The organism is Vreelandella sp. DA03-1M (assembly GCF_055725665.1).
This window is the reverse complement of the sequence record NZ_CM146798.1, coordinates 3,171,092-3,192,933: the sequence shown is the minus strand read 5'-3', so window position 1 is coordinate 3,192,933 and position 21,842 is coordinate 3,171,092. Positions and strand designations below refer to the sequence as shown.

25 protein-coding genes and 3 tRNA genes are annotated in these 21,842 nt (G+C 53.1%); 16 read left to right on the top strand and 12 right to left on the bottom strand.

Annotated elements, in window-relative coordinates:
- Positions 1-48 precede the first annotated feature (48 nt).
- The 5 genes from ACXUPB_RS15050 (at position 49) to ACXUPB_RS15030 (ending at position 5,618) form a co-directional block, all read left to right on the top strand.
- On the top strand, positions 49-1,473 hold the full coding sequence (locus ACXUPB_RS15050; protein ID WP_472953183.1) for a sensor domain-containing diguanylate cyclase: 1,425 nt from the start codon (positions 49-51) through the stop codon (positions 1,471-1,473).
- Between the two features lie 28 nt (positions 1,474-1,501).
- The gene (locus ACXUPB_RS15045) at positions 1,502-2,470 is read left to right on the top strand and encodes a magnesium transporter CorA family protein (protein ID WP_179916186.1); all 969 of its coding nucleotides are present in this window, start codon (positions 1,502-1,504) and stop codon (positions 2,468-2,470) included.
- A 141-nt stretch (positions 2,471-2,611) separates the two neighbouring features.
- A complete protein-coding gene (locus ACXUPB_RS15040) occupies positions 2,612-3,190 on the top strand; it encodes an NnrU family protein (RefSeq protein WP_472953180.1) in 579 nt (192 codons plus the stop codon).
- A 173-nt stretch (positions 3,191-3,363) separates the two neighbouring features.
- On the top strand, positions 3,364-4,554 hold the full coding sequence (locus ACXUPB_RS15035; protein WP_472953178.1) for an alcohol dehydrogenase catalytic domain-containing protein: 1,191 nt from the start codon (positions 3,364-3,366) through the stop codon (positions 4,552-4,554).
- Positions 4,554-5,618: a proline racemase family protein gene (locus ACXUPB_RS15030; protein WP_198556003.1), complete on the top strand. Its 1,065-nt coding sequence runs from the start codon at positions 4,554-4,556 to the stop codon at positions 5,616-5,618. Before ACXUPB_RS15035 ends, ACXUPB_RS15030 begins: the two co-directional genes overlap by 1 nt.
- Here ACXUPB_RS15030 and ACXUPB_RS15025 read toward each other — a convergent pair.
- The 3 genes from ACXUPB_RS15025 to ACXUPB_RS15015 all read right to left on the bottom strand — a co-directional run bounded on the left by ACXUPB_RS15025 (position 5,615) and on the right by ACXUPB_RS15015 (position 7,288).
- Positions 5,615-5,806, bottom strand: coding sequence for a DUF1289 domain-containing protein (locus ACXUPB_RS15025; protein ID WP_335596485.1), 192 nt, complete (start codon positions 5,804-5,806; stop codon positions 5,615-5,617). The genes ACXUPB_RS15030 and ACXUPB_RS15025 overlap by 4 nt on opposite strands.
- A 31-nt stretch (positions 5,807-5,837) precedes the next feature.
- Positions 5,838-6,254 carry an alternative ribosome rescue aminoacyl-tRNA hydrolase ArfB gene (gene arfB, locus ACXUPB_RS15020; protein WP_472953175.1) on the bottom strand — a complete coding sequence of 139 codons (417 nt, stop codon included), beginning with the start codon at positions 6,252-6,254 and terminating at the stop codon, positions 5,838-5,840.
- Positions 6,255-6,340: 86 nt separating this feature from the next.
- Positions 6,341-7,288 carry a D-2-hydroxyacid dehydrogenase family protein gene (locus tag ACXUPB_RS15015; protein ID WP_472953173.1) on the bottom strand — a complete coding sequence of 316 codons (948 nt, stop codon included), beginning with the start codon at positions 7,286-7,288 and terminating at the stop codon, positions 6,341-6,343.
- 109 nt (positions 7,289-7,397) lie between these two features.
- Between ACXUPB_RS15015 and ACXUPB_RS15010 the strand changes: the two genes are divergently transcribed.
- The 4 genes from ACXUPB_RS15010 to ACXUPB_RS14995 all read left to right on the top strand — a co-directional run bounded on the left by ACXUPB_RS15010 (position 7,398) and on the right by ACXUPB_RS14995 (position 9,734).
- Positions 7,398-8,012 carry a flavin reductase family protein gene (locus tag ACXUPB_RS15010; protein ID WP_008957365.1) on the top strand — a complete coding sequence of 205 codons (615 nt, stop codon included), beginning with the start codon at positions 7,398-7,400 and terminating at the stop codon, positions 8,010-8,012.
- Between the two features lie 143 nt (positions 8,013-8,155).
- The gene (locus ACXUPB_RS15005; RefSeq protein WP_472953169.1) at positions 8,156-8,539 is read left to right on the top strand and encodes a methyl-accepting chemotaxis protein; all 384 of its coding nucleotides are present in this window, start codon (positions 8,156-8,158) and stop codon (positions 8,537-8,539) included.
- A gap of 147 nt (positions 8,540-8,686) precedes the next feature.
- Positions 8,687-9,256 carry a DJ-1/PfpI family protein gene (locus ACXUPB_RS15000; protein ID WP_179916180.1) on the top strand — a complete coding sequence of 190 codons (570 nt, stop codon included), beginning with the start codon at positions 8,687-8,689 and terminating at the stop codon, positions 9,254-9,256.
- 115 nt (positions 9,257-9,371) lie between these two features.
- Positions 9,372-9,734, top strand: coding sequence for a ribbon-helix-helix domain-containing protein (locus ACXUPB_RS14995; RefSeq protein WP_008957361.1), 363 nt, complete (start codon positions 9,372-9,374; stop codon positions 9,732-9,734).
- Between the two features lie 42 nt (positions 9,735-9,776).
- On the opposite strand, the gene ACXUPB_RS14990 is transcribed toward ACXUPB_RS14995, so the two are convergent.
- On the bottom strand, positions 9,777-10,544 hold the full coding sequence (locus ACXUPB_RS14990) for a DUF1499 domain-containing protein (RefSeq protein ID WP_472953167.1): 768 nt from the start codon (positions 10,542-10,544) through the stop codon (positions 9,777-9,779).
- A 94-nt stretch (positions 10,545-10,638) separates the two neighbouring features.
- Between ACXUPB_RS14990 and ACXUPB_RS14985 the strand changes: the two genes are divergently transcribed.
- On the top strand, positions 10,639-10,986 hold the full coding sequence (locus ACXUPB_RS14985) for a hypothetical protein (protein WP_179916178.1): 348 nt from the start codon (positions 10,639-10,641) through the stop codon (positions 10,984-10,986).
- On the opposite strand, the gene ACXUPB_RS14980 is transcribed toward ACXUPB_RS14985, so the two are convergent.
- Both ACXUPB_RS14980 and ACXUPB_RS14975 read right to left on the bottom strand, forming a co-directional pair.
- Positions 10,983-11,216: a DUF3820 family protein gene (locus ACXUPB_RS14980; protein ID WP_179916177.1), complete on the bottom strand. Its 234-nt coding sequence runs from the start codon at positions 11,214-11,216 to the stop codon at positions 10,983-10,985. The genes ACXUPB_RS14985 and ACXUPB_RS14980 overlap by 4 nt on opposite strands.
- A gap of 29 nt (positions 11,217-11,245) precedes the next feature.
- Complete coding sequence (locus tag ACXUPB_RS14975; protein ID WP_472953165.1) at positions 11,246-12,130, bottom strand: LysR family transcriptional regulator; 885 nt, start codon at positions 12,128-12,130, stop codon at positions 11,246-11,248.
- Positions 12,131-12,263: 133 nt separating this feature from the next.
- On the opposite strand from ACXUPB_RS14975, the gene ACXUPB_RS14970 reads away from it, so the two are divergent.
- Complete coding sequence (locus tag ACXUPB_RS14970) at positions 12,264-12,689, top strand: VOC family protein (RefSeq protein WP_179916175.1); 426 nt, start codon at positions 12,264-12,266, stop codon at positions 12,687-12,689.
- 20 nt (positions 12,690-12,709) lie between these two features.
- Here ACXUPB_RS14970 and ACXUPB_RS14965 read toward each other — a convergent pair whose 3' ends face one another.
- Entirely contained in the window at positions 12,710-13,603 is an 894-nt protein-coding gene (locus ACXUPB_RS14965; RefSeq protein WP_472953163.1) for an AraC family transcriptional regulator, read from the bottom strand.
- Positions 13,604-13,823: 220 nt separating this feature from the next.
- Here ACXUPB_RS14965 and ACXUPB_RS14960 point away from each other — a divergent pair, with 220 nt between their 5' ends.
- Positions 13,824-14,885, top strand: a complete 1,062-nt coding sequence (locus tag ACXUPB_RS14960; protein WP_179916173.1) for an NAD(P)-dependent alcohol dehydrogenase — start codon at positions 13,824-13,826, stop codon at positions 14,883-14,885.
- 117 nt (positions 14,886-15,002) lie between these two features.
- Here ACXUPB_RS14960 and lnt read toward each other — a convergent pair whose 3' ends face one another.
- The 5 genes from lnt to miaB all read right to left on the bottom strand — a co-directional run bounded on the left by lnt (position 15,003) and on the right by miaB (position 20,619).
- The gene (gene lnt / locus ACXUPB_RS14955) at positions 15,003-16,484 is read right to left on the bottom strand and encodes an apolipoprotein N-acyltransferase (RefSeq protein WP_472953162.1); all 1,482 of its coding nucleotides are present in this window, start codon (positions 16,482-16,484) and stop codon (positions 15,003-15,005) included.
- A gap of 63 nt (positions 16,485-16,547) precedes the next feature.
- Positions 16,548-17,447, bottom strand: a complete 900-nt coding sequence (locus ACXUPB_RS14950) for an HlyC/CorC family transporter (protein WP_472953161.1) — start codon at positions 17,445-17,447, stop codon at positions 16,548-16,550.
- Between the two features lie 148 nt (positions 17,448-17,595).
- The gene (gene ybeY, locus ACXUPB_RS14945) at positions 17,596-18,102 is read right to left on the bottom strand and encodes an rRNA maturation RNase YbeY (RefSeq protein ID WP_472953160.1); all 507 of its coding nucleotides are present in this window, start codon (positions 18,100-18,102) and stop codon (positions 17,596-17,598) included.
- Positions 18,099-19,178, bottom strand: a complete 1,080-nt coding sequence (locus ACXUPB_RS14940; protein WP_035560092.1) for a PhoH family protein — start codon at positions 19,176-19,178, stop codon at positions 18,099-18,101. The genes ybeY and ACXUPB_RS14940 overlap by 4 nt, the downstream gene beginning before the upstream one ends.
- Positions 19,179-19,275: 97 nt before the next feature.
- Entirely contained in the window at positions 19,276-20,619 is a 1,344-nt protein-coding gene (miaB, locus tag ACXUPB_RS14935) for a tRNA (N6-isopentenyl adenosine(37)-C2)-methylthiotransferase MiaB (protein ID WP_176301940.1), read from the bottom strand.
- A gap of 181 nt (positions 20,620-20,800) precedes the next feature.
- Here miaB and ACXUPB_RS14930 point away from each other — a divergent pair.
- The 4 genes from ACXUPB_RS14930 (at position 20,801) to ACXUPB_RS14915 (ending at position 21,760) form a co-directional block, all read left to right on the top strand.
- A tRNA-Asn gene (locus tag ACXUPB_RS14930) sits at positions 20,801-20,876 on the top strand.
- Positions 20,877-20,934: 58 nt separating this feature from the next.
- Positions 20,935-21,010, top strand: a tRNA-Asn gene (locus tag ACXUPB_RS14925).
- A 67-nt stretch (positions 21,011-21,077) separates the two neighbouring features.
- Positions 21,078-21,153 (top strand) — tRNA-Asn (locus tag ACXUPB_RS14920).
- 241 nt (positions 21,154-21,394) lie between these two features.
- Positions 21,395-21,760: a metalloregulator ArsR/SmtB family transcription factor gene (locus ACXUPB_RS14915; protein WP_472953158.1), complete on the top strand. Its 366-nt coding sequence runs from the start codon at positions 21,395-21,397 to the stop codon at positions 21,758-21,760.
- Positions 21,761-21,842: the final 82 nt, after the last annotated feature.

The window sequence follows — 21,842 nt, the reverse complement described above, 5'->3', positions numbered from 1 at the left end:
TCGCGATATGCTGGTAGAACTACACCTACCTAAAGGGGTGACATTACAATGAGCTACCCCATAGCACTTAATGAAGAGGCGCGGTTAGCCGCTCTTTATGAGCTTGAACTATTAGATACCCCGGATGAACCAGCGTTTGACCGCGTCACCAGGCTGGTTACCCAGTTACTGAATGTGCCTATCTCAACGATCACGTTGATTGATGCCGAGCGTCAGTGGATTAAGTCGCGCGTGGGCGTGGAAACCCGCGAGACAACGCGAGATGTGGCTTTTTGCGCTTATACAGTGATGGCCTCAGAGCCGTTAATTGTTGAAGATGCACGCAAGGACCCTCGCTTTGCGCAAAATCCTTATGTGGCCGCTTCGGATGGGGTTCGCTTTTATGCAGGTATTCCGCTGTGCACCTCCAATGGGCTTGCGTTGGGATCCCTGTGTGCGATTGATATTAAGCCTCGTACTCTTAGAGAGCAGGAGCTGGCGGCTTTGAAAGATTTAGCGGCGATTGTGACTGATGAAATTCGCCTTCGTGAGCGGCTGATCCGAGAGAGAAAAAAAGCACAAGAATCTCAGCGGGCGTTAAACGAGCTTCATTACAGCATGGAGTGCCAGATTGAGCGGCGCACTAACGAGCTCAATCTGGTCATTGAGTCCGCCTATGACGCCTATATCAGCGTTGATTCACAGGGCGTTATTCTGGATTGGAATCGAGCGGCTGAGTTAATGTTTGGTTGGCCACGCAAAGCTGTGCTGGCAAGGCCCATCACTCAACTACTCTTTCCTAATGGCTTGCCAACTGAGAGTGATCAAGGCCCTATCACCTATACAGCGCGGTGCCATGATGGCAAGGAGCTGCCCGTCGAGGTTCGCATCAAGACATTAATCATTGATGGCCGCGAGCGACGCAGTCTTTTTATCCATGATATTACCGAACGACAGCAGCTAGAGCGTTTGCGCGATCAACAGGCCCGTGAAGACGTATTAACTAAACTGCCTAATCGACGCGCCCTAGATGAACGCCTGCCTGACGCAATGGCCCGTACTCGGCGTACTCAAAAGCCCTTAGCAGTTTTATTCATGGATCTGGACGGTTTTAAAGCGATTAACGACACTCATGGCCATGCCATGGGTGATGAGCTGCTGCGTGTGATGGCTAAACGATTGGTGGAGACCGTCCGTGAAACCGACTATATAGCGCGGTGGGCCGGCGATGAGTTTGTCTTGCTATTAGAAGGCAGTGAGTCCATGGCGATTGAGCCGTTGGCTAACAAATTAATACAGGTGATTGAAGAGCCGTTTGCTGCTGGCAATGCGGCGCTGAATATCAGCGCAAGCATAGGTGTTGTCATGTATATGCCGACTAGTGCTGAAACGGCCAATGAGCTATTAAAGCGAGCCGATGTTGCCATGTATGATGCCAAGCGCTTGGGAAAAGCCCAAGTTCGCATAGTGCAGCCTTTAGGTAGTGCTTCTTAAGAAAGACCGGAAATATTCAAGGACGATCATGATTCGAACTATTCTGACTACGCCTGAAGGCGAGACCCATGAGGGCGGTGAAAGCCTAATGGCTGTGTGGCGGGCTACGCCGGGAAGCCATATCTGGATTGATATGCAGGGAGAAACCCAGCAGAGCGAACGGTCGATTTTAGAGGCATTCGAGTTTCACCCGATGGCGATTCAAGATGCCCATAAAGAGCGCCATCCACCTAAAATAGAAGAGTTTGATAACCATACGCTGATTATTTATCGCGGCATCTCCTCCTTCGATGCCGAGCTGAACTATTTGCCTCAACAGGTCTGTTTTTTTGTGGGCGAACGGTTTTTGGTTACGCTCCATCCTGGTGAAGCGTTAAGCATTGAGCGGCTGTTTAACGAGCACGGCAGAGCACTTTTGGCGCATTCGCCGGAGCAGGTCGCGCTGCGCGTTATGTATATCTCAGCTGGGTTTTATATCGATAGCCTGCTTGAGTTTGAAACTGAATTAAGCGATCTAGAGGATGAACTGTTAGAAGACGGCAACGATGTTTTGATGCGCAAGATCATTACTTATCGTTCTCGATTGGTCAAAATGCGCCGCATTTTTAGTTACCACAAAGGCATTACTCAAGAGCTGACGGCTTATGACTACGAGCATCTGCCCCGGGAAGAGAGCGAAACCCTGCACGCTATTAACGATGTGGCGGACCGCTTTGAACGTCTCTACACCTTGACCCAGATGTACTATGACATTTGTGGTGACCTAGTTGATGGCTATATCTCTATTTCTTCTCATCAGCTAAATATCACCATGCGTGTTCTCACCGTCATTACCGCGATTTTTGTGCCCCTTACGTTTATCGCTGGGATTTACGGCATGAACTTCGAAAATATGCCCGAGCTGCGCTATGAGTACGGCTACTTTTTTGTCTTAGGAGCGATGCTGGGCATCGGCGGCATATTGATTTGGTTATTTAAACGCAAACACTGGTTTTAAGCTCGTCAGTGAACGACACGCCAGGAAACGAAAAGTTGACGCATGCATAGGTGGTTGAGGGGTGAGTGTGGCATCCTCTGCAGCGACCAAGACTATAAGGCATCAAGCCGTCGACTAGCATTTTCACTGGGAGCATTTTTCATGACCATAATGATCATCGGGCTGCTGATTTTTTTAGGCAGCCACTCTGTGCGTATTTTTGCTGAAAATTGGCGACAGCAGCAAATTGCCAAATTCGGCGAAACCACGTGGAAAATAGCCTACTCGGCAGTGTCCGTGATCGGCTTGGCGATTGCCATTTATGGATTTGGCCAGATGCGCCTTGACCCTATTTATGTGTGGCAACCACCCATGGGAATGCGCCATGCGGTCGCGCTGCTCATGCTGCCTGCCTTTATTATGCTAGTGGCGGCGTATGTTCCCCATAATGCTATTAAGGCCAAGCTTGGCCACCCGATGATGCTGTCAGTAAAAATATGGGCGTTTGCCCACCTGCTAGCCAACGGCCGCTTAGGCGATATTATCTTTTTTGCAGCCTTTCTTATCTGGGCAATCCTAGCGTTTAAAGCTGCCAAAAAGCGTGATCGTTTGACGTCAGCTGCGCCAGTTAGCACCACGAAAATGGCTACTATTTCTACCGTACTCATCGGGCTGGTGGCGTATGTCTTCTTTGCTTTTTACTTGCACACCGTGTTGATTGGTGTCCCTGTCTTTAGCTAATGCTTATGTTTAATTAATATCTGTATTGGCTAATATTAATAAGTGTGCTTTGTTCTTCTGGCGGCCTCGCAACCACGCGTTGCCGCCATTGCCGCTTATATGGCTTTTGAGACTCGGCAAGAGTTTGTTATTGTCATTTGAGCGCCAATATACCCATATTAAGGAGTCAGCTCATGGCCGAAACTGAACACACGGTGCCGCCGACGATGGCCGCCATGCTATTGACTGGACATGGCGGTATCGAGAAATTGGAGTACCATCCGGATGTCGCTACACCTAAGCCCAAGGCGGGCGAAGTGCTGGTGCAGGTGACGGCGACAGCAAAGAACAATACTGACCGAAAAGCGCGTGAAGGCCTTTATCCCACCAAAGATAAAGGTGATGTGACTTCCTTTGCCATGGGTGGCACCCCGACGCTTACCTTCCCGCGTATTCAAGGGGCCGATGTGGCAGGCCGCATCGTGGCGGTTGGAGAGGGGGTCGACGCTGAGCGCATTGGCCAGCGAGGGCTGCTCGATTTTAATATCTACGCCGACGAGCGCCGTGATATTAACCTCACTCCTGATTACTACGGCCATGGTGCCGATGGCGGCTTTGCTGAGTATATCGCTGTCCCTGCTGATCAGTTCTATCATGTGCCCAATCCTGAGCTGCACGATGCAGAGCTTGCCTCAATGGGCATGTGTTCGTATCAAACCGCTTACCACATGATGACCGCCGCCAAGGTGAGTGCTGGTGAGCGCGTATTGGTCAGTGGCGCCAGCGGTGGCGTGGGTACCGCACTGATTCAGCTCTGCCGCGTTGTGGGCGCTATTCCCTATGCGGTAAGCCAGCTAGACAAAGCTGACGCCCTTAAAGCACTAGGCGCAGAAGCGGTGATTGACCGTGGCGACTTGCCGACGTTTGTGGATCGCGTGCTGGAAACGACCAGCGGTAAACCGATCGATGCGGTGATGGATCTGGTCGGCGGTGAAATGACCAATCTATTTATCGATACCATGATTGTCGATATGCAGGGACGTAAGAGCTACCCGCGCCTTTCCATTGCGGGTGCCAGCGGTGGCAATCTGAGCGAAATGATGTGGACGCGCGTTTATCTGTACCAAGTGCAGATTTTTGGCGTTTCCCACGGCACCCGTGAAGAGGCCGAACAGCTTGTGGCATGGATACGCAGCGGTGAATTAAAGCCTGTGCTTCATGCGGCATTTAAGCTTTCCGACCTGCATGCGGCCGAGCGCTATTTCGTTAATCGAGACAGCAACTATCTGGGTAAAATTGTGCTTGTTCCCGATGCCCAGTGGGCCTCTCATGGTGCTCCGTTCGCCCTCGAAAATTCCTCTTCTGACGCTCAGGAGCGCCACTAGTGCCTAACCTCCATACCATCCAGTTAATGGATACTCACGCCGGTGGCGATGTTAGCCGTATTGTCACCGGTGGCATCGATATTTTGCCTGGCGCCACTGTGCGCGAGCAGATGGAGTACCTGCGCGATGACGCCGACGGTTTACGTCGCTTGCTGCTTGAAGAGCCCTACGGCATTCCAGAAATGTCAGTCGATTTGTTAGTGCCTCCCAGCCACCCGGAAGCGGTCGCGGGCTATATCATTATGGAAGTAATGGGCTATCCCATTTACTCTGGCTCTAACACCTTGTGTACCGCGACAGCTGTGCTGGAGAGCGGTATTGTGCCCAAGCAGGAAGGCATACAGCGCTTTAAGCTGGAAGCGCCGGCAGGCTTGGTGCAGATCGAAGCCAAAGTGCATAACGGTGTGGTGGAGTCGGTTACTTGTGGCGGCCTTCCCAGCTATATCGATACCTATCGCGATACGATTGATGTGCCGGGCATTGGTGATGTCACATACTCCATCGCCTACAGCGGTGGCTTTTATGCGTTAGTGGATGCCACTGAATTGGGCTTTAAGCTGACGCGTGATGAAGAGCGTGCGCTCTCTGAATGTGCCTATAAAATTGTTGAGGCAATTAAAGCGCAGCGAGGCTTTTCCCATTACACCCTGGGTGACGTAGGGCCTCTGCCGTTTTTGCACTTTATGGGTCCTGAAGAGAAGGTGACGGAAGGTTATATACGTTCACGCTCAACCACCTATGTTCATCCTGGCGTTATTTGCCGTAGTACAACGGGTACTGGTACCTCGGCACGCCTGGCATTGATGAATTATGAAGGGCGATTGAGTATAGGCGATAAACTAGAGACGGTTTCACTGCGTGAGACGGGGTTTATCGGCACCTTCATTGGCACTCATCAGGAAGGCGCTTACCAAGTAGTGGAAAATACCATTACCGGCCGCAGTTACGTGTTGTCGCGCTCGGATATTGTGATCAACTGTGACGACCCGATGGTGGCGTGCGGTGAGTTGCATCATATCTTGAGTGACCGTCATCAGCCTGCGGCATTGTCTTTAGAAACTTAGTCTTTAGAGACATAGCCTTCGCTTTCCAGGCGTTCCCATACCGGGGCTTTTTCGGCCTCGGTCATGGCACCCCAGACAGCAATTTCATCTAGCGTACGGCCGCAGCCATTGCACAATGAAGTGGATGGCTCGATCTGGCAGATCTGCACGCACGGCGAGAGTAGGCGAACGGTAGAAGATGTGCTCATTAAGATAGGCTCTGAAGAACTGGCTGGCGCATTATGACGCCGACACTTTACCGCGCAATGACTTGATTTTCCCTTTTCGGGTTTTGTGATCAACACGACGGCGCTGCGAGCCTTTGGTGGGCTTGGTGGGGCGGCGTGCTTTTTGCTGCTTGGTGGCACTCTGAATCAGCTCTTTTAAACGTGCCAGCGCATCTTCTTTATTGAGTTCAAGCTTTCGATGGCTCTGGGCTTTAATAATCACCACGCCCTCTTTACTGATGCGCTGATCGGACAGCGCCATTAAGCGCTTTTTGTACAGCGGTGGCAGTGTTGAGCTAAGAATATCGAAGCGCAGATGTACTGCTGAAGCGACTTTATTGACGTTCTGGCCGCCCGCGCCTTGGGCGCGAATCTGGCTAATATCAATCTCCCAATCAGCCAGGGTAACGTTGCTAGAAATGGTGAGCATTAATGGCCCCTGTGTTACTCGTGAACCCATAAGGCTAGCACAATTGGCACAGAGACGGGGATGGCTAGCCTACTTAGCGCGCTCAATTAGCCCGCTAAATTGTTAATCGGTTGACCATCCATGTAGGCCAGCAGGTTGCTAAAGGCGTCGCCAAAATAGAACTCATAGCTATCTTTTTCTACATAGCCAAGGTGAGGCGTGGCGACTAGATTAGGCAATGCCAGCAACGCGTTTTCAATGACCGGTTCCGCATCGAAGACATCCACCGCTGCCTGACCAGGACGCCCAGCTTTAAGCGCCTGTTCAAGCGCACCGGGCGCTACTAACGGTGAGCGACTGGTATTCACCAGCAGAGACGTAGGCTTCATCTGGGCGAGTGATTCAGCAGTGACGATACCGCGGGTTTCGTCGTTCAAGCGAAGGTGCAGGCTCAGCACATCTGAGCGCTGAAACAACGCAGCTTGGCTTTCGGCCACTTCTAACCCGGCTTCAGCGGCGCGTTGGCGGGTGCCTTCCCGACCCCACACCAACACGTTCATTTCAAACGCCTGACCATAGCGTGCCACTAGGCTGCCGATTTTTCCGTAGCCAAAAATGCCTAGCGTGCGTCCTTTAAGGCCGGTACCTAACGTGCGCTGCCAGCGGCCCGCTTTCAGGTTCTCAACTTCAGCCGGTATATGACGCATTGCCGCCAGGACTAAACCCCAGGTTAATTCTGCCGCTGCATAGGGCGATCCAGTGCCCGCCATGACAGTGACGCCATGGCGGCGACAGGCCGCCATATCCACATGCGCTGCACCACCACCCGTTTGGCTAATGACTTTCAGGTTGGGCAGGCGCGCCAGTAGGGCAGCCGTGATAGGCGTGCGTTCACGAATCAGCACTAACGCCTCGGCGTCCTGGAAACGCGCACTTAGCGCGTTCAGGTCGGTAAGAGGGTCGTGATAGATCGTTACATCCTGGTCTTCTAGCTGCTTGAAGGCCTCTAAGCTTCGCACGCAGTCCTGATAGTCATCGGGAATAATAATCTTCATGGAGAGGATTCCTTAAACTGGTCGCATCGATAATAGTAAAACAGGGCCTAGTAGGCCTTGTTGTTATAAAGTGATACTAACCTGAACACTAACCGCCAAGGAGCCAAAAATGAGTAACTATCTGTTAGATGATTCCCCCCTAAGCCCCGGTGTTATTTACCGCTTGTTATCCGGCGTTGTTTGCCCAAGGCCCATTGCCTGGGTGTCTACCCAGGATAAGCAGGGAAATACTAATTTAGCACCGTTCTCCTTCTTCAATGTCGCTAGTGTCAACCCGCCGGTGCTGGCATTTTCACCACTGCTCAATGGCAGCGGTGAGCTTAAAGATACGGTGCGCAATTTAAATGACGTTGCAGAATGCGTTGTGCATGTGGGGAGTGAGGCGTTAATTGAAGCGCTCAATACCACTAGTGCCAGCCTGCCGCCAGGAGAGGATGAGTTTACCCTGGCCGGGCTTGAAAAGGCTGCTATGCCGGGTGTGAGCGTTCCGCGGATTGCTAATGCGCCTGTAGCGTTTGGCTGCAAACTGTTCGATATGATTCGGTTCGGTGACCAACCTTTAGCAGGTACGTTGGTACTGGCGCAAGTGGTTTCCATTCATATTGATGACGCGCTATGGGACGGTCGCCATGTGGATATGGACCTTCTGAAACCTGTAGGTCGCCTAGCGGGCAGCGATTACATCCGCATTAGTGATCGTTTTGCGATAGAACGTCCTGATTAGCAGTTGCTTAATTTATATAACTTAATTTTCTTATGGTAATTTTAGTCTTTATTTCAAATATTGCCTTTAAAGCCAGCTTGTTGGCACTGAGTGCCTCCGTTGAAGCCGCCCGGCCTGGCGAGTAGGGGCGCGGGTTTGCTGTGGTGGCCCAAGAAGCGCGTAAATTAGCGCGACGCAGCGCTGAAACGGCGGCCCAAATTCGTCATTTAGTAGACGACAGTGTCGCTAAGGTGAGCGAGGGCGAGCAACTCGTCAACGCATCCAGTAAGTACCTTCCGGAGATCATTGATAGCCTGGGTGAGGTGACGCGCTATGTCACGGAGATTGCTGGGGCGACCCATGAACAGTCGGCAGGTATTGACCAGATCAACCAAGCGATTTCGCAATTGGGTCAGGTGACGCACCAAAATGCCCGCTTGGTACAAGAAGCCACGACGGCCAGTCATACACTAGATGATCGTGCCGGCGACATGCATTCACAGGTAGGGCACTTTCAGGCGGCGACACGGCGGGGCAACGGCATCTAGCGCTTCCGCAGCAGGAGAAAATGACTCAGTAGTAAGCAATTACTACCTGCTGGTGGAAAGCGCTTGCTAGTCTTATCTCACACGCCTCGCGTGTGCTCACACACTCGATCAATAACCATAAGATAAATAGGTAAAAGGAGTACTGAGATGAGCAGTAAGCGCATTTTAATGATCACCGGCGATTTCACTGAAGACTATGAAACCATGGTGCCGTTTCAGGCACTTATGGCCGTCGGCCACCGAGTAGATGCTGTCTGCCCTGGTAAAGCCTCGGGCGATACTGTGGCAACCGCGATTCATGACTTTGAAGGCGATCAAACCTATTCTGAAAAGCCTGGGCACCGCTTCGCACTGAATGCTGATTTTGCCAACACTAACCCCGCCGATTACGATGCCCTAGTGGTACCGGGTGGTCGCGCACCGGAATACCTTCGTCTCAACAAGGAAGTCCTGACGATGGTTCAGCACTTTTTCGAGACCAACAAGCCCGTGGCGGCCATTTGTCATGGTGCGCAGCTCTTGGCTGCTGCAAAAGTGCTTGAGGGCCGGCAGTGCTCCGCTTACCCGGCCTGCCAGCCCGAGGTAGAGCTTGCCGGTGGCCACTTTGCCAATTTGGAGGTAACGGATGCGGTAACCGATGGCAACTTGGTCACCGCCCCCGCATGGCCTGCCCACCCAGCCTGGCTGGCGCAATTTATGGCATTGTTAAATAAGTAAAGCTAGCCGCACTATCATAATTACCTTTGCGCCCGGCCCTAGCCGGGCGTTCTGCGCTATTGCCCACTATATTGATAGCGTGAGCCTGAGCGGACTACTCGAAGAGGCAACGTCCATGTGTAAACTCTTTATTCAAGCTAATCCCGAGCTATGGCGTAGTGCGACGCACTCGCTGCGTATCGATGGCATGGTCACCAGTGTGCGGATGGAAAACTATTTCTGGCACATTCTCGAAGAAATCGCCCAGCGAGATGGAATGAATACCGCCCAAATGATTACCCGGCTGTATCATGAATCGATCGATGCCGGGCACGATTTGGGTAACTTCACCTCGTTTTTACGCGTTTGCGCCCTGCGTTACCAAGCGCTTCAATTGAGCGGCGATATTCCAGTCCAGCACCAAGTACCCATCGCCACCCTGGACGCGGAACAAATTTTAGCGCGTGAAGCTGGCAACAGGCAGGACTCCTTACATTAAAAACGGCGGCTTAGAAGGGGGGCTGGGAAGGAAGTAGAGCCGTTATTCGAGCCGTGCTTCCAGCGCGCTTAAATATTCTTCAATACGCGCTGCATTGGTGCCCACATCGCTTGCGCCCAGGCGTGAAGCCGAGCGCATATCGACCTGCACACCATTGTTTAGCTCGGTTAAACGAATAACCACATCATCCTCAAAGCCAAACCAGCGCGTGGTTGCGGTGGCCTCTATGTGATTGTCGGTAATTAGGGCGATGCGCCAGCCAGACTCTTCCGCCGCTGCTTGGGCAGCTGCCAGTACGGTTTGCGGAGATTCAGCTACGATTATCGGCTTGATGTGAGGGTAGGCTGCTCGCTGTTGCAGGGCGGTTGTCTCACCAGGGTAATCGACCGCGTTAGGTGCAGCACGCCGTGCGTTGGCTAAAGCTTCAAAAGCAGGTGGGTTCTGGGTATCGGTGGTGATGTCGTGAATGGCCGGTACCTCTTGGGCACGTTGCCAGTGCTGCCAAGGCACAAAAAGCAGCGCCGCTGCAGCGATCATGACCATTGAGGCCATCAAGGCTGATGTGAAGCGACGAGCCAGCATGCTCAGCAGCAGCGTAATGATGCTGACTGCCACCGCACCACCAGCGGCATAGACGCCGTTACGTAGTAAGTTAAACGCCTCGCCCAGGCTGATAAGTTCGCCCCGATAAGCCGGGCCAGCGCCCGCCATCATCAGTGCCGCCGCTACAAGCAGCAGAATGGCTAAACCTGCCAGTATGCCTGGCCAGCGGCCACCGCGTGGGTGTGACGCTTTCAGTTGCATTGCCATGTTCCCTCCTTGTCACATCGTATTCAGCTATTCTTAGCACAAATACAACGCCAATTGGCAATCTGAACGTTTAATACCTGACGATAGGATGTACATGACCGATCACATAACCGCTTTACGTCAGTTGCTACTCAGCGCACCGCAAGAAACCCTGCCAATGACCTACCAGCAGGTGGCCACCGAGCTTGCGCTAACGCCGCCGCGGACCATTGGGCAAGTTACCCAAGCGCTTGAGCAGTTAATGCGTGAAGACGCCGCGCAACAAACACCTTTTATCGCTGCCTTAGTAATCAGCCGCCGGGGCGATGGGTTACCCGCTACGGGCTTTTTTGAGTTAGCTGTCGCTTTAGGCCGTTTTCCCAAAGACCCGACCCTCCATGAGTCGGCTTACCGGGCTGAGTTTCAGCGCGCCTTAAACGAGCGCGACGATTACCAGCGTTAAGTGTCGCCGCGCTGGCTAGGCTTTTTACGCAGCGGATCGAGCAGCGGGCCAAGCCCGTTGTGATCGATTTCGTGCATCAAATGCAGCAGTTGACCAATCTCGCCAGAAGGAAACCCTTCCCGAGCAAACCAGTTTAAATAGGGGCCGGGGAGGTCGGCGATCAGGCGGCCCTCATACTTGCCAAAGGGCATGGTACGGGTGACTAGCTTTTCCAGATCCTCTGGTTTCATGCATTAACTCCTGTGGCCTTAAATGGGGGCTAAACACAATTACCAGGTTGTTGTGCCGTTTCGCCAATCAAATGAGCAAGCGCTCGGGCGGGTTCGCTCAAATGACCACTGGTAGGATGAATTAGCCCTATATCACGATGAAAGGTACGCTCGCCTAAATCAATCGCACGCACGCCGGCTGGCCAGCGTGAGTGGGCGATGGCCTCGGGCACCAGGGCCACGCCTACCCCCTTGGCGACCAGCTTAATGATCGCTTCCAGTTCGTCGACTTCGCATACCTCGCGCACATTGCAGTGGTTATCACGTAGAAAGCGCTCCACCTGCCTGCCCCCAAAGGAGGCACGGTCGTAGCGGATAAACGGCTGGTTGGAGAGCAGTTCCCGCCACTGGTCGCCGTTGATATGCGGTGGCAAGATTAACCGAAAAGGCTCGTGAGCTAGGGGTGTCCAGCGCAAATCACTGTGTAGCGAAAAGGGCGGGCGAATAATCACTGCCATATCCAGTTCGCCAGCGTCGACCTGATTTACCAGTTCCATGGAAAGCCCCGGTACCACGCGGGTACAGCAATCGTGATAAGTGTGATGAAAGCGCGCGAGCGCATCAGGCAGTAGCGAGCGCTGGATGGAGGCGATGGCGCCGATATTGATCCGTTGTATGGCTGGCTGGCCTGACATGGACACGCCCAGCGTGCTATACAGCGTCAGCAGGGCGTGGGCTTGCTTTAACGTCTCTTGCCCTCGTTGGGTCAATATGGCGGCACGCCCTTTGCGTTCAAACAGGGCAATGCCTAGTTCTCCCTCAAGGCGTTTCATCTGCGCACTGACCGCTGCTTGAGTCAGGCCAATTTTGTTACCTGCCGCGGCAAAGGTGCCTTCCTGTGCTACCGCAATCAGCGTTTTCAGCTCGCGGATCATTGATAAATCCTTTTTGTGAATCAGCCAAATAGTTATTGATTTTATTTTCCCATGCGTCGCCCTAGGATGAATACAGCGTGGCAGCATAAAGTGCCATTCAACCCCTTAAAAGCCTAATAAGCTGGAGATGACAATGAGCCTTTCACCTTTCCATTTGGCTATTCCTGTTTACGATGTAGCGCTGGCGCGGGCGTTTTATAATGATGTGTTTGGCCTGGAAGAGGGGCGTTCCAGCGAGCAGTGGGTTGACTTTAATTTCTTTGGCCACCAACTGGTCATTCATGAGCAGCCCAAAACGCCGGGGCAAGAGAGCGCACACACCAACCCGGTAGACGGACACAACGTTCCGGTGCCGCACTTCGGTGTGATTTTAGAGTGGGATGAGTGGGAAGCCCTAGCCGAGCGTCTGAAAGCGCGCGATACGCAGTTTGTGATTGAGCCTTATATTCGCTTTAAAGGCGAAGTGGGTGAGCAGGCCACCATGTTCTTGCTTGACCCATGCGGAAACGCCCTAGAGTTCAAAGCGTTTAAAGATATGAGTCAGGTGTTTGCCAAATAATTACTGCATTAGCCCTCGTTTTAAGCACGTAACGCCTGCTCTTGACGGCGATGCTGAAGCGGGGGCTCGCCAAAGTAGCGCTTATAGTCGCGGCTAAACTGAGGCACGCTGCGGTAACCCACCGCCGCAGCGGCCTGATTGACGTTATGGTTATCCTGCAGCAGTAACTGCTGTGCTTTGATTAAGCGAAGCCGTTTCAAATACTGGGCCGGGGACGAGCGAGTAATCTGCTTGAAGTGCTGGTGAAACGTCGACGCACTCATATTGGCCTGTGCAGCCAACTGTTCAACGCTAAAGTCTTGGGCAACGTTAGCATGGAGTTTTGAAAGCACCTGCACAATGCGTGAATAATTACCGTGCCCCAAAACCAGTGCCCTCAATGCTTGGCTTTGCTCGCCCTTTAGCGCCTCAAATACCACATCACGGATCCGTGCGGTGCCCATGGTGTTGCACTCTACCGCTTCATTTAGCGTGCGTCCCAAGCGCAAAACGGCGTCTTGCATGCCCTCTGTCATGGCCACTGAAGCCATTGGTAAGGGTGTCTGGTCGTGATACCCGGTGTTACCCATGGCGGTGACCATCTCGCTTAACAGTGCCGGATCAAGGCGTACCGATATACCCAGCAACGGAGCTTCCGGTGAACCGTAGGTTTCACACTCAAAGGGCAGTGGTAGCGTTTGGACTAAATAGTGACCGGGATCGTAATAGATTTCGCGATCACCCAGATAACCCATTTTTCTTCCCTGGGCAATGATAGTCAGGCTTGGCTCATACAGAAGCGGGGTCCGTACCTGATGGCGGCTTAAACAGAGTAATGACACGCCCGGCAGAGGGGTGTCACTGATACCGTCACGCTTGATGAGAGGGGCGATAACAGCAGCCAGCGCATTGCCAGCCTGAGCGGTTGAGGCCATGATTGTTCTCTCTGGTTTCTGGTGGCTTTTGTACAATCATATCGATTTTTGGCTATTTTTTGTTATTTTATTACGTGCCGTCGGAGTAATTGGCAAAAATGGCGTAGCTTCGTTCATCGCTATCATTACTGAATAGGCCAATACTATTGGCATGCCTCGCACGCGAGGGATATGTCTGCTGATGTATAAGGCAGTCTTTTGATGATGAGGAGTTCTACCGATGAGCCAAGCATTATCCTATGCGGCATTTGCTAACGATAAGCCCTTAGCACCGTTTTCGTTTGATCGTCGCCAGCCGCGCCCCGATGACGTTGCCATCGAAATTCTTTACTGCGGCGTTTGCCACAGTGACCTGCACTTTGCACGTAACGATTGGGGCATGAGTCAGTACCCCGTCGCGCCCGGCCATGAAATTGTCGGACGCGTGACCTCTGTCGGCGATAAAGTATCGCGCTTTAAAGCCGGTGACCTGGTGGGTGTCGGTTGTATGGTCGACTCATGCCGTACCTGTGCTGCCTGCAAAGACGGCGTAGAGCAGTACTGCCTGGAAGGCTTCACCATGACCTATGGTAGCGAAGACCGCCAAGACGGCACCATGACCCAGGGTGGCTACTCCGACTCCATCGTAGTGAGTGAGCACTTTGTACTGCAGATGCCTGATGGTATCGATCTAGCCTCAGCAGCGCCGATTCTTTGTGCCGGTGTGACGACCTATTCACCGCTCAAGCATCATGGCGTCGGTAAAGGCCATAAAGTTGGTGTGATTGGTATGGGTGGCTTAGGCCATATGGGCGTTAAACTGGCTAAGGCGTTGGGTGCGGAAGTCACCGTATTCACCCGCTCAGATGCCAAGGTTGAAGAAGCTAAGCGCAACGGTGCTGACCACGTGGTGGTTTCCAGCGACCAGGCGCAGATGGATGCCGTGGCTGAAACCTTCGACTTTATGCTCGACACCGTACCCGTACAGCATGACCTTAACCCTTACCTGAAGTCGCTGAAGTACGACGGTACGCACATTATTGTCGGTTTGCTTGAACCTATTGAGCCAGCCATTGAAGCCTTTAACTTGGTCTTCAAACGTCGTGTGGTTGCCGGTTCGCTGATTGGTGGCATTGCAGAGACCGAAGAGCTGCTCAAGCTTTGCGCTGACCAAGGCATTACCTGTGATATCGAGATGTTGGATATCAACAACATCAACGAAGGCTTTGAGCGCATGGAAAAAGGCGATGTGCGCTATCGCTTTGTGATTGATATGGCGACGTTGAAAAACAGCGCTGCCTAATCTATCGGCGTTTACTTGCCCATAGCGCTAGCTTGAACAAATGAAATGGCCCACGTCCTACAAAGGACGCGGGCCATTTTGCTACGGGCGAGTACTATGTATCAGCTTTTTTATGTATCAGCTTTTTACGTCACGTTGGCCGCCTCGCGCAGCAACGCCGGATAAAAGCAACAAGCCTGCTAGCAGCCAAGCGGGCCAACTGCCTGTGCGGGTAAACGGTGTCAAACCTTCCATGGCGTAGAATTCGCCGGTTATCAGAGTCGTTTCGAACTGCGGTGCGCGCTCAACGATATGGCCTTTGGGGTCGATAATCGCCGTAATGCCGTTGCTCGTGGCGCGGACCACATAGCGACCATTCTCTAGCGCTCGCAGTCGGGCCATCTGCAAATGCTGATGAGGGCCAATTGAGGCGCCAAACCAAGTGTCGTTGGAGACCGTCATGATGACACCGCTGTCTTGCGCGCGGCGGGCAACTAACTGCGGGTAGATAATTTCATAGCAGATCGCGTTGCCGATATTTATCCCCGCGGCCTGCATGGGTGTTTGCTCGTGCTCGCCTTTGGTAAAGGTCGACATGGGAAGGTCAAAGAAATCGATCGCCCCGCGGAGTACGCTTTCCAGTGGCAAGTACTCACCAAAAGGCACTAAGTGCTCTTTCTGGTAGCTGCCCTCTACATTGCCTACGCCAATGACGCTATTGAAATAGCGCTCTTGATCGTCGCGCTGAACGATGCCGGTGAGCAGGGCGACATCGGGAGGTAGGTTAGATTGTACTCGTTCCAGCACTGGGCGGGCCTGGTTTTCCATCATCGGCAGAGCGGTTTCAGGCCAGATGATCAGGTCAACGTCGTCGGCAACTTCGCGAGTCAGTTCGCTGTAGGTGTTAGCGGCTTCCCGTTGCCCTTCAGGGGTCCACTTCAATAGCTGCGGCAGATTACCTTGTAACAGGGCGACACGGGTGGGCTCATCTACTGGTGTGGTCCACTGCTGAGGCAATGCCAACGGGACTAGCCAAATAGCTGCCAGTGGTGCGAGTGCCCACCATTGACGGCGCAGCAGTAGTTCAGCACCAAGCGCACCGCTAAGTGCTACTAATAGAGAAAGCAGATAGACGCCACCAACGGGTGCCCAGGCGGCTAGTGGCGAATCGACATAGCCAGAGCCCAGCAGCAGCCAGGGAAAGCCTGTAAACAGGTAGGTACGTAGCACCTCGCCCAACACCCAGGCACCGGCAAAGCTGATAAACGCTAGCCGGGCGGAGGTGAAACGGCGATAGAGCCAGAAGGTCCCGGCAAAAAACAGCGCCAAAATCGTCACGAACAGCGCGGTTAGGAAAACGGCCAGTGGTACACCGGTATAGCCATAGTCGTGAATAGAGACATACACCCAGGAGGTGCCGCTGGCGAACAGTGCCACACCGTATAACCAGCCTTTTAGTGCCGCTTGGGCGGGAGTTAAGGCGTGCAGGCCCACATAAAGTAAACCAATTGCCACCGGGCCAAGCCACCACAGTTCAAACGGTGAGGCCGTAAGGGTGGTGAATCCACCAGCAACCAGGGCAGCAAGCAGCTGTAACATAAACGCGGGGGGTAAACCCATAGCGATAACCTATCTACGGTAAAGTGCGAGAAAGCGGATAGAGAGTAGAGTGACGATCAGCGACTAGGCTGGCTTGTTTTCCTGATCATCATCTTCTTCGTCATCACGGCGCGTATCACGGTAGGCTTCGAGTAGACGAATACGACGGGTGTCAGCATTGAGGATCACAAATCGCCAGCCACCAAGAATGGTATGTTCTCCGCGCCGAGGCAGATGGCCGAACTGTTGCATTACCAGGCCGCCAACGGTATCGAACTCATCGTCAGAGAACTCGGTGTCAAAGCGTTCGTTGAAGTCTTCGATAGGCGTCAGCGCACGAATGGCGTAGCGGCCATTCTCTATTTCGCGGATATCGTCTTCTTCATCGGTATCGTGCTCATCTTCGATGTCGCCGACGATCTGCTCAAGAATATCTTCGATGGTGATAATGCCTGCGGTGCCGCCATACTCGTCAACCACCACCGCCATATGATTGTGGGTATCTCGAAACTCTTTGAGCAGGCTGTTAAGGCGTTTGGATTCCGGGATAAACATTGCCGGGCGCAAGATATCATCAAGCTTAAAAGCATCTCGCTGGGCCTGCGTTTGGGATAGCAGTGGTAAGAGGTCTTTTACCAGTAGAATGCCTTTTACATCATCCAGATTTTCGCCAATCACCGGGTAGCGGGAGTGGCCGGTTTCCTGAATGAGGGGTAGGTAGCCGTCGCTGGTTTGATCCAGCGCGATGGCTGAGACTTGGGAACGCGGTATCAGCACTTCGCGTACCTGCTGGTCGCTGATTTCAAGCGCGCCTTCAATGATCATGATGGCGTCTTGGTCCAGCTTTAGTTTCCCTGCGGTGTGGCGTAAAAACGTCATCAGCTCATCGCGTGAGCTGGGTTCGTCATTGTCTCCGGAAAGGGCGCCAAAGAGTTTCTCGAGCCAGGATTTTTGACTAGGGTTGCTCGATCGGTCTTCGCTCATGCGTCAATTCTCTCGTTTGCTGGCAGTCAGTTGCTAGATGTTAGCTACATCGTCAGGTAGCCGTTTTATCACTGAAGCGGGGGATAGTACCAGATTCATTGTTACGTGAATTAACGCAACCACCATCGAATAATCAAGACGTACGCTTTTAGGCTTCATCACCATCAGGCGCTTGGAAGCTATCGGAGTAGGGATCGGGAATATTCAGCTCTGCCAATAGCTCGCGTTCGAACTGCTCCATCTCCTCAGCTTCCTCATCGTTAATATGATCGTAGCCCATTAAATGCAAGATGCCATGCACGACCATATGAGCATAGTGATGCTCAAGCGGTTTACGCTGCTCGCGAGCTTCCTGAGCCACTACGGCGTGACAAATCACGAGATCACCCAGTAGCGGTAATTCAACCCCGGGCGGGCTCTCAAAGGGAAATGACAGCACGTTAGTGGTTTTGTCTTTGCCCCGGTAGTCGCGGTTAAGCGTCTGACTTTCTCTCTCATCCACGAAGCGGATAGTCACTTCCCGACGCTGGTCATCGGGGTGGTGCGCAAAAACACAGCCCACCCAGTGGGTGAGCTGTGTCAGAGAGGGTAGCAGGGGTTCGTTGATCGCTGCCTGACGATCAATTATTAGCTCATCACTCGTAGGCTCGTTCATCGCGAGCTATCCCAGGAGCCTTCTCGCGTTTGCATGCGGGCATCACGTTCTTGCTGGCGCACTTCACGGCGGGCACGCTCTTCCACTTCTTGCTGAGACTCGAACATGTCGTAGGCTTCGATAATGCGCTGAACCAACGGGTGGCGAACCACATCCTTGGCGGCAAAGTGGGTAACGCCAATGCCTGGGGTGTCTTTCAATACGTCGAGCACCTGAATCAGCCCTGAACGCTGCCCCTTGGGTAAATCGACCTGGGTCACATCGCCGGTAATGACGGCGGTAGAACCAAAACCAATTCGGGTCAGGAACATTTTCATCTGTTCTGGCGTCGTGTTCTGGCTCTCATCCAGAATGATATAGGAATTATTAAGCGTGCGGCCACGCATGTAGGCCAGCGGGGCAATCTCAATTACCTGTCGTTCAATCAGTTTCGCCACTTGCTCAAAACCGATCATCTCGTACAGAGCGTCATAAAGAGGGCGCAAGTAGGGGTCGATTTTTTGGGCCAGGTCGCCAGGTAGAAAGCCAAGTTTCTCACCCGCTTCGACGGCAGGCCGCACAAGCAGAATGCGGCGTACTTCCTGTTGGTTGAGCGCTTCAACCGCCGCAGCGACCGCTAGATAGGTTTTGCCTGTGCCCGCAGGACCAACACCAAAATTGATATCGTGTTCGCGGATACTGGACACATAGCGCTGCTGATTAAGGCCGCGTGGTTTGATCATGGTGCGTGGCGTGCGCATGATCACTTCGTCGCTGCTGGCGCTACCATCTTCTTCATCTTCTATTGCTTCAAGCCCAGATTCCTGTAGGAACAGGTGGACGGTATCGGCTTCAAGTTCGCTGGATGCCGTTTCGCGGTAGAGATGTTCCAGTACGTTTGCCGCTGCTTTAATGCGATTGGCGGGGCCCGCCAATTGGAACACATTGCCTCGGTTGCGCAGCGTCACGTCCAGGCGGCTTTCAATCAGCTTCAAATGCTCGTCCTGCTGGCCGCAAAGGCTAGCAAGGCGCTGCGGATCATTGGGTTCAAGGCTTAAGGTGATGATGCGATTGGCCTGAGGTGTTGGCTGGCTCAAGAGTGGGGAACCCCTCGTTAGTGTGTGTATCGTTCAGCTTACTGCCCCGCCTGAAGCGGGGCAATGACCTGTGTTAATGGCGGTGCTAAGTGAACGTTTAATAGCGCTCGGGTGAGGCCAGTTCGCCGCGCAGCGAATTGGGGAAGGCCTCGGTGATCTCCACATCGACAAAGTAGCCGATTAGCTCGGTGGGGTTGGCGGCACGGAAGTTCACCACGCGGTTGTTCTCGGTACGCCCTGAGAGTTGGCCGGGGTCACGGGGCGAAAAGCCGTTAACCAGTACACGCTGCGTACTACCCACCATGCGGCGGCTAATTTGCGCAGTTTGCTGAATGATCCGCTCCTGCAGAATTGCCAAACGCTGCTTTTTCACGCTTTCCGGTGTTTCATCCGGCAGGCCAGAAGCAGGTGTGCCGGGGCGTGCGGAGTAAACGAAGCTGAACGAGTGGTCGAAGCCAATCTGGTGAATCAGGTTCATCGTCGCTTCAAAATCTTCTTCCGTTTCGCCGGGGAAACCGATAATGAAGTCTGAAGAGAAGCTGATGTCCGGGCGGTTGGCGCGGATACGCTCCATCTTTTCAATGTACTCCGCCGCCGTATGACCACGCTTCATAGCGTTAAGAATGCGGTCTGAACCCGACTGTACCGGCAGGTGTAGGTGGCTCACCAGCTCGGGAATATCCGCAAAGGCGTCCACGAGGCTGTCGGTAAACTCAACCGGGTGCGAGGTGGTGAAGCGGACGCGATCGATCCCGTCTACTGCCGCCACACAGGCAATCAGCTCGGCCAGGTCGATCTCGTCGCCAAGCTGATTCTCACCGCGATAGGCATTCACGTTCTGGCCCAGCAGATTTATCTCACGCACGCCCTGATCGGAAAGGTGGATGACTTCATCCATAACCGCTTCAAAGGGACGTGAAACTTCTTCACCACGAGTGTAAGGCACCACGCAGAAGGTGCAGTACTTGGAGCAGCCTTCCATGATCGACACGAATGCGGTGGCGCCATCGGAGGAGGGCTTGGGCAGATGGTCGAACTTTTCGATCTCAGGAAAGGTGACATCCACGGCGGCAATTTGGTTATTGCTGCGGGCATCCAGCATTGAGGGGACGCGGTGCAGGGTTTGCGGCCCAAATACCATGTCCACGTGCGGTGCGCGCTTGCGAATGGCTTCGCCTTCTTGGCTGGCCACGCAGCCACCCACGCCAATCACTAGATCGGGGTTGGCATCTTTAAGTTTTTTCCAGCGGCCCAGCTGATGAAAAACTTTCTCCTGCGCTTTCTCGCGAATCGAGCAGGTGTTTAACAGAATGACATCGGCTTCACGCTCATTATCAGTGAGTTCTAGCTGGTGAGATTCGCCGAGTAGATCCGCCATGCGGGAGGAGTCGTACTCGTTCATTTGGCAGCCGTGCGTTTTGATGAAGAGCTTCTTCGCCATCGGTACCTGTCATCTATGAGTCGTCAAGGGACGAGGATGAATGGAGTGTCGGATAGTGGGCCATGCCACTTTTGGATATCCCCATTATACGGGCACAAGAAACCTGGGGCTAGCATTCGGCCATAATCGATACTTGACCACCACATTTCAATGGGTATACTACGCACCGTGTTTGAGCAGTTCCTCGATAGCTCAGTTGGTAGAGCAAATGACTGTTAATCATTGGGTCGCAGGTTCGAGTCCTGCTCGAGGAGCCAATTTTCGCTACCGCTTTAAGGCGAAGGGTTTTGCTTAAAACACGACAACTTATGATGTTCCTCGATAGCTCAGTTGGTAGAGCAAATGACTGTTAATCATTGGGTCGCAGGTTCGAGTCCTGCTCGAGGAGCCAAGTTGTAATACCGTTAGTATCTCTTTAACTGCCTTTTTACGGCGTACCGTTTTGGGTAGTGCATGATTCCTCGATAGCTCAGTTGGTAGAGCAAATGACTGTTAATCATTGGGTCGCAGGTTCGAGTCCTGCTCGAGGAGCCAATTAATCCCCCCCCCCCTTCTTATTTGCTTTTCATTTGCGCCCAGTTTTCTCTGCGTTGACTGAAAGCGTTCATTTCTAGTGTTTCCTTTTCTCCTTTGCTATATCCACTGCCAGCTAATGCCTAGGCGGTTTTGTCGTGTCTGACGTTGTGAGCTGGTTCGCCATTAGAAGTATCGGTGCTTACCGTCAACCGATTTAGTGACGTAAACTACGTTGATAATCCATTAGTTTAGGAAATTTATGGTGGGCAACGTTACTGCGCCCCAGGCGCTGCAAGTATTTAAGTGTTTAAGCGATGAAACGCGTTTAATGCTAGTGCTGCTAATTGCTCAAGAGCAGGAGCTGTGCGTGTGTGAAATGACCCATGCGCTGCAGGAGTCACAGCCCAAAGTGTCACGGCACTTGGCTCAGTTACGTCAATGTGGGTTGCTTAGCGATCAGCGCGAGGGGCAGTGGGTCTATTACCGGCTTGCCTCTCAATTACCTGCCTGGACCCACGATATTGTTCAGGCGGGCACCCAAGGCAGCGCTGTGCAGTTAGCGGCACTCACGCATCGCTTAACGCGAATGGGGGATCGGCCTGCCCGCCGAGCGGCGCTGTGTTAACGCGATGCTGAGGCAGGCTAGGTGATAAAAACAGGCAGGTGGTTAAAGTAGCGCAATGAAAACGCCGACCCTTATAAAGGAG